Annotated in this window: 13 protein-coding genes; 7 read left to right on the top strand and 6 right to left on the bottom strand. The window is 62.2% G+C overall.

Annotated features, from left to right (window positions below; translation table 11 throughout):
• The first annotated feature begins 79 nt into the window (after nt 1-79).
• Entirely contained in the window at nt 80-556 is a 477-nt protein-coding gene (gene bfr / locus CSQ93_RS00325; RefSeq protein ID WP_034745609.1) for a bacterioferritin, read from the top strand.
• Between the two features lie 182 nt (nt 557-738).
• On the opposite strand, the gene CSQ93_RS00320 is transcribed toward bfr, so the two are convergent.
• The 5 genes from CSQ93_RS00320 to CSQ93_RS00300 all read right to left on the bottom strand — a co-directional run bounded on the left by CSQ93_RS00320 (nt 739) and on the right by CSQ93_RS00300 (nt 8201).
• Nucleotides 739-2070: an MFS transporter gene (locus tag CSQ93_RS00320; RefSeq protein ID WP_099376251.1), complete on the bottom strand. Its 1332-nt coding sequence runs from the start codon at nt 2068-2070 to the stop codon at nt 739-741.
• Complete coding sequence (locus tag CSQ93_RS00315) at nt 2067-3929, bottom strand: alpha-amylase family glycosyl hydrolase (RefSeq protein ID WP_233515966.1); 1863 nt, start codon at nt 3927-3929, stop codon at nt 2067-2069. Before CSQ93_RS00315 ends, CSQ93_RS00320 begins: the two co-directional genes overlap by 4 nt.
• 14 nt (nt 3930-3943) lie before the next feature.
• Entirely contained in the window at nt 3944-6238 is a 2295-nt protein-coding gene (locus tag CSQ93_RS00310) for a TonB-dependent receptor (protein WP_099376250.1), read from the bottom strand.
• A gap of 312 nt (nt 6239-6550) precedes the next feature.
• Nucleotides 6551-7579: a LacI family DNA-binding transcriptional regulator gene (locus tag CSQ93_RS00305; protein ID WP_233515965.1), complete on the bottom strand. Its 1029-nt coding sequence runs from the start codon at nt 7577-7579 to the stop codon at nt 6551-6553.
• 7 nt (nt 7580-7586) lie between these two features.
• The gene (locus CSQ93_RS00300) at nt 7587-8201 is read right to left on the bottom strand and encodes a glutathione S-transferase N-terminal domain-containing protein (protein WP_070290828.1); all 615 of its coding nucleotides are present in this window, start codon (nt 8199-8201) and stop codon (nt 7587-7589) included.
• Between the two features lie 277 nt (nt 8202-8478).
• Between CSQ93_RS00300 and purB the strand changes: the two genes are divergently transcribed.
• The 6 genes from purB (at nt 8479) to CSQ93_RS00270 (ending at nt 14681) form a co-directional block, all read left to right on the top strand.
• Nucleotides 8479-9858, top strand: a complete 1380-nt coding sequence (gene purB, locus CSQ93_RS00295) for an adenylosuccinate lyase (RefSeq protein WP_099376249.1) — start codon at nt 8479-8481, stop codon at nt 9856-9858.
• A 185-nt stretch (nt 9859-10043) separates the two neighbouring features.
• Nucleotides 10044-10568 carry a cytochrome b gene (locus tag CSQ93_RS00290; RefSeq protein ID WP_035822789.1) on the top strand — a complete coding sequence of 175 codons (525 nt, stop codon included), beginning with the start codon at nt 10044-10046 and terminating at the stop codon, nt 10566-10568.
• Nucleotides 10569-10610: 42 nt separating this feature from the next.
• Complete coding sequence (locus tag CSQ93_RS00285) at nt 10611-11165, top strand: YceI family protein (protein WP_034778891.1); 555 nt, start codon at nt 10611-10613, stop codon at nt 11163-11165.
• Nucleotides 11166-11201: 36 nt separating this feature from the next.
• Nucleotides 11202-11777, top strand: a complete 576-nt coding sequence (locus CSQ93_RS00280; RefSeq protein ID WP_099376248.1) for a YceI family protein — start codon at nt 11202-11204, stop codon at nt 11775-11777.
• Nucleotides 11778-11950: 173 nt separating this feature from the next.
• Nucleotides 11951-12220, top strand: coding sequence for a GlsB/YeaQ/YmgE family stress response membrane protein (locus tag CSQ93_RS00275; protein ID WP_071075198.1), 270 nt, complete (start codon nt 11951-11953; stop codon nt 12218-12220).
• Nucleotides 12221-12527: 307 nt separating this feature from the next.
• Nucleotides 12528-14681 carry a S46 family peptidase gene (locus tag CSQ93_RS00270; RefSeq protein WP_099376247.1) on the top strand — a complete coding sequence of 718 codons (2154 nt, stop codon included), beginning with the start codon at nt 12528-12530 and terminating at the stop codon, nt 14679-14681.
• 68 nt (nt 14682-14749) lie between these two features.
• Here CSQ93_RS00270 and CSQ93_RS00265 read toward each other — a convergent pair whose 3' ends face one another.
• Nucleotides 14750-15331 carry a hypothetical protein gene (locus CSQ93_RS00265; protein ID WP_099376246.1) on the bottom strand — a complete coding sequence of 194 codons (582 nt, stop codon included), beginning with the start codon at nt 15329-15331 and terminating at the stop codon, nt 14750-14752.
• Nucleotides 15332-15469 lie beyond the last annotated feature (138 nt).

Genomic DNA, 15469 nt, shown 5'->3' with positions numbered 1-15469 from the left:
GCAGCCAGCGCCACCCGGCAGTGAACGCCAGCAGCCTCCGGTTTCATCATCGAACGCAATACAGAACAAAGGAAATCCCATGAAGGGCGATAAAGAAGTCATCCGCATGCTCAACGCACAGCTCACCAACGAACTGTCGGCCATCAACCAGTACTTCCTGCATGCGCGCATGTACAAGCACTGGGGCCTGGAAAAGCTGGGCAAGAAGGAATACGAAGAATCGATCGGCGAAATGAAACACGCCGACAAGCTGATCGACCGCATCCTGATGCTCGACGGCCTGCCTAACCTGCAAGCGCTGCACAAGCTGCTGATCGGCGAGAACACGCCGGAAATGCTGGAATGCGACTTGAAGCTGGAACGCGCCGCGCATGCCACCGTCAAGGAAGGCATCGCCATCAGCGAAAAAGCGGGCGATTATGTGTCGCGCGACCTGTTCCTGATGATCCTGGAAGACACGGAAGAACATATCGACTGGCTGGAAACGCAGATCGACCTGATCGCCAAAGTCGGCATCCAGAACTACCTGCAAAGCCAGATGGCGATCGAAGAGTAATGAGGACACCTGCCAAAACCTACTGCGCGTCGGCATAGGCGGCCTGCGATGCTCACCGTACTAGAGTACGGTTGCGCTTCTCGGCCACCTCTTCCTTCCGCTCGCTACGGTTTTGTCAGGTGTCGTAACATCGTTGGTGGAACAAGAAAAACCGGCAATTGCCGGTTTTTTTACGCCTGTACTTAGAGCCGTCCAGCGCCCTGGCGCCCGTTCAATTTGACGAACAGCACCGCCACCGCCGCGCACAGCAGCAGAGCGCCGGCCAGCCGGATGACGTTCTCCGGATTGCCGCCCAGCCAGCTGCGGTAATACAGCGGCAGAGTAAATATCTGGATGATCATCGGGATGACGATGAACATATTAAAAATACCCATGTAGACACCCGTGCGCTCGGGCGGGATGCAGCCGGCCAGCATGATGTAGGGATTGCCCATGATGCTGGCCCAGGCCAGGCCGATACCCAGCATGGGCAGCAACAGCAGTGCCGGGCTGTGGATCAGCGGGATGCTCAGCATGCCGACACCTGCCGCGCACAGGCACACGCTGTGCATGCGCTTGGGGCCGAAACGGCGCGTGAACGGCACCAGCGCAAAGGCGGCGACAAAGGCGACGAAATTGTAGAAGGCGCCCACCTGCCCGTTCAGCAGGCCCGCGTCGCGAAAGCCTTGCGACGCGGGGTCCGTCGTGTGAAACAGGGTGGCCGCCAGCGACAGCGCAATATACTGCCAGTAGCAGAACAGCGCGTACCACTGGAACAGGTTGACGATGGCCAGCTGTTTCATCGTCGGCGGCATGTCGCGCATGGCCGCGCCGATATCGGTCAGCGTGTGGCGCCAGCCGGGCGGCCGGCTGCGGATCGCCGCCAGCTCGGCCGCCGTGAGCGGGTTTTCTGGCGTCGTCTTCAGGGTCCACAGCACCGAGGCGAGCGAGAACACGGCGCCGATCAGGAAGGCGGCGATGACGATGTGCGGGATATGGCTGCCATTGACGGCATCCTTGTTCATGCCCAGCATGACGAGCAGCGATGGCGTCAGATAGGCCAGCGTTTGTCCCAGCCCCGTAAACGCGCTCTGCGTGAGAAAACCCAGCGAGTGCTGCTTCTTGTCGAGCTTGTCGCTGACAAAGGCGCGGTACGGTTCCATCGTCACATTGTTGGCCGCGTCGAGTATCCACAGCAGGCTGGCGGCCATCCACAGGGTGGGACTGAAGGGCATGGCCAGCAGGCCCAGGCTGCACAGGATGGCGCCGATCAGAAAATACGGCGTGCGGCGGCCCCAGCGCGTTACCGTGCGGTCGCTCATGGCGCCGATCAGCGGTTGCACGAGCAGCCCCGTCATGGGACCGGCCAGCCACAGGTACGGCAGGCTCGCTTCGTCGGCGCCCAGGTATGTGTAGATGGGGCTCATGCTGCTTTGCTGCAGCCCAAAGCTGAACTGAATGCCGAAAAAGCCGACATTCATATTGACGATCTGCCAGAACGACAGATGCGGACGGTGCGCGGTCGCGTCGCTCATGACTGTTCCCTTTCCAGCCACAGCATATGCCATGGCTGCAAGCCCACCGTGCCGGCCAGCACGCTGCCATCGAGGCTGTTGCGCCATTCGCCTGCGGGCAAGGTGAAACGCTGGCTGGCGCCGCTGAAGTTGCTCAGGTTGAGAAACGCGTCGCCGCGCAGCAGCGCCAGCACGGCCGGCGTGTCGGCGGGCAGCACGCTGCGCGGCGCAGCGGCGGCCAGGGCCGGCAAGCGCCTGCGCGCATCGACCAGCTGGCGCAGCGCCAGGTACAGCCGGCCGCTGGCGCTCACGCCATCGTGGCGCCATGCCAGCAGGCTGTCGTCGAACGCGGGACGCTGCAGCCAGCGGCTGTCCATGGCCCGGTCGGCGTGCTGCGTGTAGCTGTCGTCGTTGGTCATGCCCAGTTCATCGCCCATGTACAGCACCGGCAAGGCGCCAAAGCTCAAGGCCAGGCCATGCAGCAGCAGCAGGCGCCGCAACGCGTATTCCTGCTCCTGCACCGTAGTGGCGCTTTGCAGGCCGGCCAGCGAGGCGGCCATGCCGTTGCTGCCATGCGCCTTGTCGGCGCTGCTGCTCTGGAAGGCGGCGCCGCGCGCATAGCTGCCCGGTGCCCCCGCAAAGAATCGCGCGATGCGCGCCAGGCGCGCCGGCCCGTCCGTGCCCGCTTCATTGAGCAGCACGTTCCAGCCGATGTCGTCGTGGCAGCGCACATAACTGAGCCAGCTTGCGGCCGGCGGCAGCGGCGGCGTGGCGGCGATCACCTGCTGCAGTAAGTCTGTGCTTTCCTCGGCCAGCGCGCCCCAGCCGGCGGCCATCAGGCTGCTGTGATAGGCGATATGGCATTCGGGCGCCGCATCGCTGCCAAAGTAGGCGGGCAGCTTGGGCGTGGGCACGATGGCTTCGGCCTTGAGCAGCACGCCCGGCGCGACGATGGCGGCAATCGCGCGCAACGCCTGCAGCAGGCTGTGGGCTTCGGGCTGGTTCATGCAGTCCGTGCCTTCGCGCTTCCACAGGAAGGCCGTCGAATCGAGGCGGAACACCTCGACGCCCTTGTTGGCCAGTCCCAGCATGGCGCCGGCCATGGCCGCGAAGACGGCTGGATTGGCGTAGTTCAAATCCCACTGGTAGGGATAGAACGTGGTCCAGACCCAGCGCTCGAGCTCCGGCACGAAGGTGAAATTACCGGGCGCCGCCTGCGGGAAGACCTGGCCCACGGTCTGCTCGTAGCGGTCCGGCTGCACACGGTCGGGATAGGTATGGAAAAAATCGCGCAGCAGCGGATCGCCCGCCTTGGCGCCCAGCGCCCACGCATGGTCGTCGGCCACATGGTTGAGGATGAGGTCCGAGCACAGGCTGATGCCCGCCGCGCGCAGCTGCGCCGTCAACGCCAGCAAGTCGGCATTGCTGCCCAGCGCAGGGTCGACTTCCTCGAAGCTGGCGACGGCAAAGCCGCCATCGCTTTCACCGGCGCGTGCACGCAGGAACGGCAGCAGGTGCAGATACGTCACGCCCAGTTCGCGCAGGTGGGCAATGCGCGCCGCCACGCCCTGCAGGTTGCCGCCGAAGCGCTGCACATAGGCGCTGTAGCCGAGCATGGACTGGCTGGCAAACCAGTCCGGCTGCGCTGCGCGCTGCGCATCCTGGCGCAGCAGCTCGGGGGCACGTGCCGCATACAGCCGCCCCACGCTTTCCATCAGGTCGCCCAGCCAGGGCAGGAAGTCCGGCCGCTGGCCATACAGGCTGCCCAGGCGGTCAAGCAAGACCGCCTCCTGGCGCGCATAGCGGCGCGCCGCATCGTCGCGCAAGTGCGTGGGGAGCGGCGCCAGCAGGCGCGCCAGGGGGCTGCGTATCGACATCATGAATCTATCCTTGCTTAAAATGCGTATTTCAGGCTGACCTTGACGGCGCGCCCCGTGATCGAGCGGGCCGCATGGCCATCGCCCTCGACTTCCGTATAGCCGATCTTGTTGAACAGATTGTTCGCCGTCAGCGCCACCTGCATCTGCGGCGTGAGCTGGTAATTGACGAAGGCATTGAGCACCTGGTAGGCGGGCAAGGTGATCGTGTGCGCATCGTCGCCCCAGGACTTGCCCGTGCCGACCAGACTCGCGCCCAGGGTGGCCTGCCCCCACTCATAGGTCGGCGCGATCTGGTACACGACGCGCGCCTGGCGCCGCGGCGTATTGCCGATCAGCGCCACGTCGGCCGCCGCCGTGCCCGTGATCTCGGCATCCGTGAATGTCAATCCGCCATTGATGCGGAAGTCGCCGGCGCTGTAGGCCGCTTCCAGTTCCACGCCCTTCGCTTCATAGCTGTTGGCCGTGCGCAGCTGCGTGGTCGCTTCGTAATTGCTTTCCTTGGTCTTGGCCTGGAACACGGTCACAAAAGTGCTCAGGGGTCCCCGCCGCCATTTCACGCCGCCTTCGAGCTGGCGCACGGTGTTGATCGCCACGGGCACGCTGCCATCGAGCGGCGTGCCGAACAGGATGCGGTCCGCATTGAAGGCCACGCCTTCGCTGACGCGGGCAAACACGGCCAGATTCGCCTGCAGCTTGTAGTTCGCGCCCAGCGAGTACGAGGTATGGCCCAGGGTGTAGTCGACCTGCTGCACCGTCGACGGCAGATACGCTTGCGCTCCCGTGGCCTGGTTGGCCGTGCCGCTGGCATGCTGGCGGTCGCGCCGCAGGCCGCCGTCGAGGTTCAGCGCGCCGCTTTCCCAGGCCAGGTTCAGATAGGGCGAGGTCGTGCGGTATTCCATGTCGACGGCGCGCGAGCAGCAGGCGCCGAAGGCCGGGCCGATGTAGCCGGGTGTGCCGCTGGCCGTTTGCAGCAGCGCGGGCTGGTCGCCCGTGGCCTGCATCAGGTATTCATTGAAGTTCCAGGTCAGGCCCAGCTTTTGCTGCGACAGGTACAAGCCGGCCGTGGTGGTCAGCTTGCCGCTGTCGAGCACAAACGTCTTGGCCAGCTTGGTGTCGCTCAGGGTATTGCTGGCGTCGTCGATGGACGTGTTGAACACCACGGCGGAAAACGCGCGGCCCGTGTAGGGCTGGCCCCGATTCGGGCCGCTGGCAAACACGTAGCTGCCGTCGCTGCCGTTATTCGATGGGAACACGCCGATGAAGCGGCCCGAATTGTCGGCGTAGCGGAAGTTTTCGCTCACGCTCCAACCCTGCCCCAGCTTGAACGACGCTTCCAGACCCACGGTATCGCTCTTGACGTGCAAACCGTCGTTGACGCGGGTGGCCACGCGCTGGTTATCCTTGTTCAGCACCATGTCGGGCACCCAGTACGGCGAATAGAAACTGGCCTTGCGCGGGTCGATGCCGGCGATTTCCGTGATGCGGCCATTGCGCACGCTGACCGGCACCGGCAGGGCCGTGGGCGACTGGTCGTCGAGGTGCTTGAACGACAGGCGCACGAAGCCGCTGTCGAATTCATGCGTGACATTGCCGCGGATCTGGCCCCCCTTTTCGCTGTTGACGCCACTGTGGCGGATGCCTTCGCCCGTGCGCCAGGAGCCGCCGATGAAGAAGCGCGTGCGCTCCGACACCGGCGCGCCATAATCAAAATCAACGCGCGTCTGGTCATACCCCAGGCCACGGCTGAGGGCCACGCTGCCGCCCTTCTCCTTGCCATTCTTGCTGATGAAATTGATGATGCCGCCCGGCGAATTGGTGGCCAGGGTGGAAGCCGAACCGCCGCGCACCACTTCCAGGTGGTCGAGCGTGGAATCGATCTTGACGAAGCTGTCGGGCGTGGTGAAGTTGAAATCACCGAACTGCAGCACCGGCAAGCCGTCTTCCTGGATCTGCACATAACGCGCGCCGCCGGCGGAAATGGGCAAGCCGCGCACGGTGATGTTGGCATTGCCTTCGCCGCCCGAGGATTCGGCCCGCAAGCCCGGTACCGAGCGCAGGACTTCGGCGGCGCTGGTCGGCGCATTGTGCAGGATGGTGTCGAGTTCCATGCTGCTGACGGAATTGCTCGACTTCATTTTGGATGTGCCGCCGGTGGTGCCCGTGACGACAATGCGTTCCAGGTTCAGGCCATCGGCGGGGGCGGCGCTGGCGGTATTGGCGGTCGTTTGCGCCTGGGCGGCGCCCCATTGCAGCAGGGCCAGGGCGACGGCGGCGGCCATGCAGCCGCGTTGAGCAGTACGTGTCTTCATCTTGTCTCCAGTGTTGTATGCCGATACATCGAGGTATCCGCTTGTTATGAGTCCTGGCCGCCGCATGCCGTGGCGCGCTGGCTGAGCCGGTACGTCATTATTCAACGAATAAGAATTTATTGCAATCGATTGCAATCGAGCACTGCAACATGGATTTTATGTTGTTTTCAAGAGAATTTTACGGGTGTCACAGAGCCAGATATGCGGGATCTGAGGCGAATATGAGGGTTTTCATGCTGCGGCGCAGCATGAAAATATACGGATAAATTGGAATTTATTGCAATCGGTTGCAGCAGAGAAGCAACACGCTCTTCAGCGGCCCGAGGCGCGTACTATTAGCTCGGTTGGCAATTGCTGCGATGGCGCAGGCGCGCCGTCGACCAGCGCCAGCAACGAAGCCACCAGCGCCCGCCCGGCGGCGCGGATCGGCTGGCGCACGGTGGTCAGCGGTGGGTGGAAGTACGCGGCCAGTTCGATATCGTCGTAGCCGACCACGGCCACCTGTTCCGGCACGGCCACGCCACGCGCGCGCAGGGCGCTGATGGCGCTCATGGCCAGCAAGTCGCTGCAGGCAAAGATGGCGTCGAACGGCAACTGGCGGTCCAGCAGTTCCTGCACATCCGTCGCGCCGCCCTGCGGCAGGAAGGAGCCGGCCACGTACAGTTGCGGGTCGGGCGTCAGTCCCTGCGCGGCCAGCGCCTGCGCATAGCCCTGGTGGCGCTGCGCCACTTCGGGCAGCTTGGCGTCGCCAAAGAAGGCGATGCGCCTGCGCCCCGCCGCCAGCAAGTGTTCCGTGGCCAGCCGGCCGCCGGCGATGTTGTCGCCGCCGACGGTGCAATACAGCTGCTGCGGCAATTGCGCGCCCCACACGACAATGGGCACCTGGCGCGCGGCCAGCTGGTTCAGTTGTTCATGGTGGCGCCACTGGCCAATCAGGATGATGCCGATCACGCGGCCGCTATCGAAGGACTGGGCGGCCGCATCGAGCGTTTCGGCATCCACGCGCGAGATGAGCATGTCGAAACCCTGCTCCGTCAGCGCATCGGCCAGGCTGCCCAGCATGCTCAAAAAGAAAGGATCGGACAGGTGCTGGCGCGTGGCCGCGTCGTACGGCACCACCACGCCGACCGTGCGGTTCTGTTTCAGGCGCAGGTTTTGCGCGCCGATATTGATGGAATACTTGAGCGAACGGGCCAGCGCGATGACGCGCGCGCGCGTCTCTTCATTGACCAGCGAGCTGCCGCTCAGGGCGCGCGACACGGTGGACGTGGACACGCCGGCCAGGCGCGCGATATCGGCCATCTGCAGGCGTTGCTGTGCCTTCGTATCGGAACCGGTCATCGTGCGCTCACTGCGGCACGGTGTCCTTGAACGACTGCCGCTCGGACAGTTTGTCGAACAGGCGCGCCAGCGCCGGGTGATCAGCGCGCCAGTCGATTTCCGGGAAGCGGAAGCTGAGCCAGCCCAGGGTGCAGCCCACGGCCACGTCGGCCAGGGTGTAGTTCTTGCCGGCGCAATAGGCGCTCTCGCCCAGGCGTGCTTCCAGCGCCGCCAGACCCAGCGTGACTTTGTCCAGCTGGCGCGCGATCCAGGCCGCGCTTTGCTGCTCGGGCGGGCGCTGCGTGCGCTCCAGGCGCACCAGCACGCCCGCGTCGAGGATGCCGTCGGCCAGCGCTTCCCAGTTCTTGATATCGGCCCGCTCGCGGCCATTGCCGCCGGCCGGCAGCAGCTTGCACACGGGCGTGAGCGTGTCGAGGTATTCGACGATGACTTTCGAATCGATCAGCGTGCTGCCATCCTCCATCACCAGGCAAGGCACTTTACCGAGGGGATTGGCCTGGGCGATGCGGGTTTCCGGCACCCACACGTTTTCCAGCTCGAAGACATAGTCGAGCTTTTTTTCCGCCAGCACGATACGGGCTTTGCGGACATACGGGCTGGCGAGGGAACCGATCAGTTTCATAGGTACTTTGAGGTAAGGGAGCAGCAAGCAGTATAGCATCGGCGGCAGCGGTGTTTGGCAGCACGCGCCCGACGGTCGCTCGGGTGTGGCAGGCACGCCGCATCGGGGCCAAATTCGGCCAAATTGCGGTGCGCCGGCGGCCAACGGACGGCTGGCCAGCGGCCAGCGGTGGTAAAATCGCCCTTTACTGTGGCGCCGTCAGTGTTGCTGTATTGCAATAGCCCTGCCCTCCCCGCGCGCCACACGCCAACCGTTTCTTTAACTTGCGTCCGCTCTCATGACTTCTACTACTCCGTATTCCACGCTGTCGGCCCTGTCTCCGCTCGATGGCCGCTACGCCAGCAAGACCGATCTGCTGCGCCCGATCCTGTCCGAAGCCGGTTTCATGCACCACCGCGTGAAAGTGGAAATCTCCTGGCTGCAAGCGCTGTCGCAAGCCGGTTTCGCCGAGATCAAGCCTTTCTCGGCAGAAGCGAGCGCCCTGCTTGACAAGATGGCGTCCGATTTCTCGGAAGCCGACGCGGCCCGCATCAAGGCCATCGAAGCGGTCACCAACCATGACGTCAAGGCTGTCGAGTACTGGCTGAAGGAACAAGTGGCGGACGTGCCGGAACTGGTGGCGGCGTCGGAATTCATCCATTTCGCCTGCACCTCGGAAGACATCAACAACACCTCGCACGGCATGATGCTGAAAGCCGCGCGCGATGGCGTGATGCTGCCCGCATTGAACGGCCTGGTGGCCAAGCTGACGCAGATCGCGCACGACAACGCCGACGTGCCGATGCTGTCGCGCACGCACGGCCAGACGGCCAGCCCGACCACCCTGGGCAAGGAGTTCGCCAACGTCGTGGCCCGTCTGCAGCGCGCAGTGAAACGCATCGAGCAAGTGGAAATCCTCGGCAAGATGAATGGCGCCGTCGGCAACTACAACGCCCACCTGTCCGCCTACCCCGGCTTCGACTGGCCGGCATTCTCGCAGGCCGTCATCGAACAGCGCCTGGGCCTGGTCTTCAACCCGTACACCATCCAGATCGAGCCGCACGACTACATGGCTGAACTGTTCGACGCCTTCGCGCGCGCCAACACGATCCTGCTGGACCTGAACCGCGACATCTGGACCTACGTGTCGCTGGGCTACTTCAAGCAAAAACTGAAAGCGGGCGAAATCGGTTCCTCGACCATGCCGCACAAGGTCAACCCGATCGACTTCGAGAACTCGGAAGGCAACCTGGGCCTGGCCAATGCTGTCCTGAAACACCTGTCGGAAAAACTGCCCGTCTCGCGCATGCAGCGCGACCTGACCGATTCGACCGTGCTGCGCAATATCGGCGTGGGCCTGGGCTACACCCTGCTGGCCTATGACAGCTGCCTGCGCGGCCTGAACAAGCTGGAAGTGAACCACGCGCGCCTGGCGCAAGACCTGGACGCGACGTGGGAAGTTCTGGCCGAGCCCGTACAAACCGTGATGCGCCGCTATGGCATCGAAAACCCGTACGAACAGCTGAAAGAGCTGACGCGCGGCAAGGGCATCTCGAAAGAAGCGCTGCAAACCTTCGTCAATGGCCTGGCCATTCCGCAGGATGCCAAGGACGTGCTGTTGACCATGACGCCGGGCAACTACATCGGTATCGCCGCGCAATTGGCCAAAGCCATCTAAGCAGTTTCCACATGGGGATCCTGCTATCCCACTCCTGCGGGGCGGCCAGCACACAAATGCTGCCCGCCCCGCAGTTTTTCCAGCAATCTTTCTTGTAGAATCTGCAGCACGCAGCGCAATTTGCTTTTCTTTGGTATATTAGGCCGAATTAGTCCTAATACGTACTACTTTCAAGAAAGCCGTCGATGCAACGCTACACCACCACCGCCATCATCCTGCACTGGCTGACCGCCCTGCTGATCATCAGCGCCTTCATCATGGGCCTGGTCATGGTCGACATTCCCGGCCTGACGCCCACCAAGCTCAAATATTTCTCCTGGCATAAATGGCTGGGTGTGACCGTGCTGGCCATCGCCGCCATCCGCCTGCTGTGGCGTAAGGCCAACGTGCCGCCGCCGCACCCTGCCAGCATGGTGGCCTGGCAAAAGAAGGCGGCCGACGCCATGCATGTGCTGCTGTATATCCTGATCTTCGCCGTGCCCGTCTCCGGCTACCTGTACACGCTGGCCGCCGGCGTGCCCGTGGTTTACCTGGGCCTGTTCCAGCTGCCCGTCATCATGGCGCCGAACCCGGAACTTAAGCCGCTTTTAAAAGAGATTCATTATGTTCTGAACATGACGATGGCCGCCGCCGTGGCCGCCCATGTGCTGGCGGCACTGAAGCACCAGTTCATCGACCGCGATGGCGTCCTCAAGCGTATGTTGCCGTAACACCGACTTCCCTTGCTCACTGAAACTACAGGAAAAAACAAGATGAAAACCACCCAACGCATCGTCCTCGCTTCCCTGCTGGGCCTGTCCGTGGCCGCCACCGCCGCCACCTTGCTGAAAGTCGATCCCGCCAAGACCAGCGTGTCGGCCGTGTTCAAGCAAATGAACGTGCCTGTGGAAGCGAAGTTCAAGAAATTCAATATCGCCATCGATTACAACCCGGCCACGCCGGACGCGTCGAAAGCATCGGTGGAAATCGAGACGGCCAGCATCGATATCGGCGATCCGGAATACAACAAGGAAGTGGCCAAGAAAGAATGGTTTAACGCGGCCCAGTTCCCGAAAGCCACCTTCGTCTCGAGCAGCATCAAAGCCGCCGGCGCGGGCAAGCTGACGGTCAGCGGCAAGCTGAGCATCAAAGGCAAGACTACCGACGTGACCTTCCCCCTGACGGTCAAAGCCGATGGTGGCAAATATGCGTTCGACGGCGCCCTGCCGATCAAGCGCCTGACCTATAACATCGGCGAAGGCGAGTGGAAAGACACGAGCATGGTCGCCGACGAAGTCACAATTAAATTCCACGTCGCAGCCCAATAATCGTTTTATTTCTCGTTGTTTAACTCTAGGAACTCAATGAAATTTTCGCACTTGATGATCGCCGTGCTGGCAGCGGCCGGCGCGGGTTCGGCCATGGCCGCGACCGACACCTACAACCTCGACCCGACGCACACTTTCCCCAGCTTTGAAGCCGATCACATGGGCATGTCCGTGTGGCGCGGCAAGTTCAACAAGACCAAGGGAACCGTGACCCTGGACCGCGCCGCCAAGACGGGCAGCCTGGACCTCGTCATCGATGCCGATTCGATCGACTTCGGCCTGGACGCCATGAACACGCACGCGAAAAAAGCGGACATGTTCAATGTCGAGAAATTCCCGCAGATCACCTACAAGAGCACATCGCTCAAGTTCAACGGCGAGCAGCTGGTGGAAGTCGATGGCGAACTGACGCTGCTGGGCGTGACCAAGCCCGTCAAGCTGAACGTGAGCAAGTTCAAGTGCATCATGCACCCGCGCTACAAGCGTGAAGTCTGCGGCGCCGATGCCACGGCGGACTTCAAGCGCAGCGACTTTGGCCTGAACTACGGCATGCCGGCGTTTTCGCCGGAAGTCAAGCTGGCCATCCAGGTGGAAGCCATCAAGGCCGATTAAACACGACCTTGTCGCATGACAAGCCCGCCTCGCTGCCCGCAGCCAGGCGGGCTTTTGCATGTGCCATGCGAATCCGCTGGACTTTTCTATCGTGCGGCATCAGTATCAATTTGCCATGACGTGCAGGCTGCACCGCTCTGGCACAACCACTCATCCATCGCGCGGAGGATTACATGAATTTCATTATCTGGATCGTTATTGGCGGTGTCATCGGCTGGCTGGCCAGCATGGTCATGAAAACGGATGCGCAACAGGGCATCTTCCTCAATATCGTCGTCGGTATCGTCGGCGCCTTCCTGGGCGGCTGGCTGCTGGCGCCCCTGTTCGGCACGGGCACCATCAATAGCGACAATTTCAGCCTGTCTTCGCTGCTCGTTTCGTTCCTGGGCGCCGTGATCCTGCTGGGCATCGTGAATCTTTTGCGCCGCGGCAAAATACGCTAAGCAGACACATCGCAGCGCATCAGCAAGTGGCCGGGCCGCGCAAGCGCCCGGCCACTTTTTATTGCCGGCAAGACAATTGTATGGACAATACCACAGCCGCGGCACGAGAAAATGCCCGTTCACAGCCCGCTTCTGCCCCTGCAATATCAAAAATAGTGTAATTTTCATAAGCAACTACAAACATGCCGTCGGGAAAATGTGATTGACTAGTGCGAGTTCGATACGGATACTCTAGGTCGCCCGCTGAGAAAAAACACTGGGTACACGTTGGTTCCGACTTCCCTTCATGTAAAAGACTAGAACTCGAATGAAAAAATCTTTAATCGCGCTCGCTATCCTGAGCAACTTCGCACACGCCGACGAAGGCATGTGGATGCCCCAACAGCTGCCACAAGTAGCCAAGGAACTGAAAGCGGCCGGACTGAAACTCGATCCGACCACCCTGACCAAACTGACGGAATTCCCGATGGGCGCCATCGTCAGCCTGGGCGGCTGCTCGGCCTCGTTCGTCTCGCCGCAAGGCCTGGTTGCCACCAACCACCATTGCGTCTACAACAGCGTGGCGGTCAATTCGACCAAAGAGCGCGATTTGCTGGCCAACGGTTTCCTGGCCAAGACGTTCGCTGAAGAATTGCCGGCCGCCCCAGGCAGCCGCATCTTCGTCACCTCGGCCGTGACCAATGTCAGCGACAAGATCATCACCGCCGACGTGGCCAAGCTGCAAGGCAAGGCACGCATCGACGCGATCGAGAAAAACCAGAAAAAACTGGTCGCCGAATGCGAAAAAGAAGCCGGTTTCCGCTGCACCGTGTCCGCCTACTACGGCGGCCTGGAGTTCTACCTGATCAAGCAACTGGAAATCCGCGACGTGCGCCTGGTGCACGCGCCTCCGGCAGGCGTGGGCAAGTTCGGCGGCGATACCGACAACTGGATGTGGCCACGCCACACGGGCGACTACGGTTTCTACCGCGCCTATGTCAGCAAAGACGGCAAAGCTGCCGACTTCAGCAAGGACAACGTGCCTTACCAGCCAAAACACGTGCTGAAACTGGCCAAGGATGGCTTGAAAGAAGGCGATTTCGTGATGGTCCTGGGTTACCCTGGCCGCACCAACCGTCACCGCCTGCCATCGGAAGTGGCGTACACGTTTGACTGGAACTATCCGGCCTTCGTGAAAGCGTCAGGCGAAACCCTGGCCATCATCGCGCGCGAAACCAAGGACAACAAGGATGTTGCCCTGAAATATGCGGGTCAAGTTGCTGGCGTGAACAATTACTACAAGAACCGCCAAGGCATGCTCGATTCCTACGCCGGCAGCGACTTCCTGGCACGCAAGACAACGGAACACGACGCCCTGAAAGCGTGGGTCAACGCCACGCCAGCACGCAAGGCTGAATTTGCCGGCGATATCGAGCAAGTGGAAAAGCTGATCGCCGAGCGCGATGCCGACACCAAGCGCGATTTCTTCCTCAGCTACGCACAGCCACGCCTGCTGAACACGGCACGCAGCCTGTACCGCCTGTCGAACGAAGGCACCAAGGCCGACACGGAACGCAAGTCCGGCTACCAGACGCGCGATTTGCCGCGCCTGACGTCGGGCATCACATCGGTCGAACGCACCTACGATGAAAAAGTCGACAAGGCGCTGGTACTGAACAGCCTGACCAAGTACGCCGCGCAACCGGCAGCACAACGCCGCGCCAGCTTCGACGCCGCCATCGGCATCAAGGACGGCATGTCGCCAGCCGACCTGTCCGCCGCCCTGGACAAGCTGTATGCAGGCAGCAAGCTGGCCGACAAGGAAGAACGCGCAGCGTGGCTGAAACGCACGCCAGCCGAATTCCAGGCCAGCAAGGACAGCTTCATCCAGGCAGCCGTCGCCATGTATCCGGATTCGCTGAAAAACGAAGCGGAAGACGAAGAATTGGCAGGCAAGATCCAGCAAGCCTATGCCAACTACATGAAAGCAAAAATTGCCTTCATGAAGAGCAAAGGCCAAGCGGTCTATCCTGACGCCAACAGCACCCTGCGCGTCACGTTCGGCAAAGTGGCCGGCCGCGACCATGGCGCCGATGGCACCACCTGGACTGCTTTCACCACCGTCAATGGCGTCGTTGCCAAAGCCACGGGCCAGGGCGAGTTCAATGCACCAGCCAATCAACTGGCCGCGATCAAAGCCAAGGACTTCGGTAAATTCGTCGATCCGAAGCTGAAAACCGTGCCGGTCGACTACCTGGCCACCCTGGACATCACCGGCGGCAACTCCGGTTCGGCTGCCCTGAACTCCAAAGGCGAGTTCATCGGCCTGGCCTTCGACGGTACGCTGGACTCGATCATTTCCGATTGGGACTACAACAAGGCCAACACCCGTTCGATCCAGGTCGACCTGCGCTACATGCTGTGGAACATGAAACACATCGACCACGCAGACAACCTGCTGAAAGAAATGGGCGCTGAGTAACAAAAAGCAATAACCCGGCAACGGGCGCTTTAGCCTGAGCCACTCCTGCGGGAGTGGCTTTTTTTCGCCTAGCGTTTTATCTTGCTAAAGCGGTAAGGCACGGCTTGCTCCGCGCCAAACACTTGCGCGCTGCCATGGCCCAGCGGCAGCATGACTCGCCGCCCCTCGTGCAGCAGCAAGGCCAGGTCGGCGCCGGGAAAGCGCTGCGCCAGCAGCGGATAGGCTTGCCGTTCGATAGGGGCGGCGGGAATCACGATGCGGTAGTCGCTATCGCCAAAGTCCAGCAGCAGCGCGGGAAGCGCATCGGAGCCCGGCAGCGCCGTGATGCGCAAGCGCGCGCTTCCCTTGACGAGCTCGAAGGCTGACCACAGGGGCAAGCCGCGCCGCATGGGGCCAATCTGCAACTGTGGCGCGTGGCCCGCATCCGCCGACGTCAACACGATGTCAGGCCGCTCTTCCGGCACGGCGCCATCGATGGCCAGCAGCCAACCCCGGTAGCGTATCAGCGCGCCCTGCGCGCTAGCCGTGACAGACCCGCCCTGCGCCACCGCTCCCTTGCCCGCCGGCAAGCGCAACGGCGCCGCCTGCGCCGCCAGGCAAGCCCACCACACCAGCACCGCCATCGCCATCGCAGTCGCCATCTTCACCATGCCGCCTCCCTCGTGCGTGAAACGTATTCATAACACAAGTACCGCGACAAGCCCCTGCGGCGCCTCAAGGCGGCAGCGCCGGTGCTACAATTGGCCCTTAGTGGGCGTACTTACCCAGCGCGCCTTCCCCCTCCCAGA

The sequence above is a fragment of the Janthinobacterium sp. BJB426 genome (assembly GCF_002735705.1).
In the GTDB taxonomy this organism is placed as follows: Bacteria; Pseudomonadota; Gammaproteobacteria; order Burkholderiales; family Burkholderiaceae_D; genus Janthinobacterium.
The sequence above is the reverse complement of the archived record's forward strand: the minus strand, read 5'-3'. Positions and strand labels throughout refer to the sequence as shown.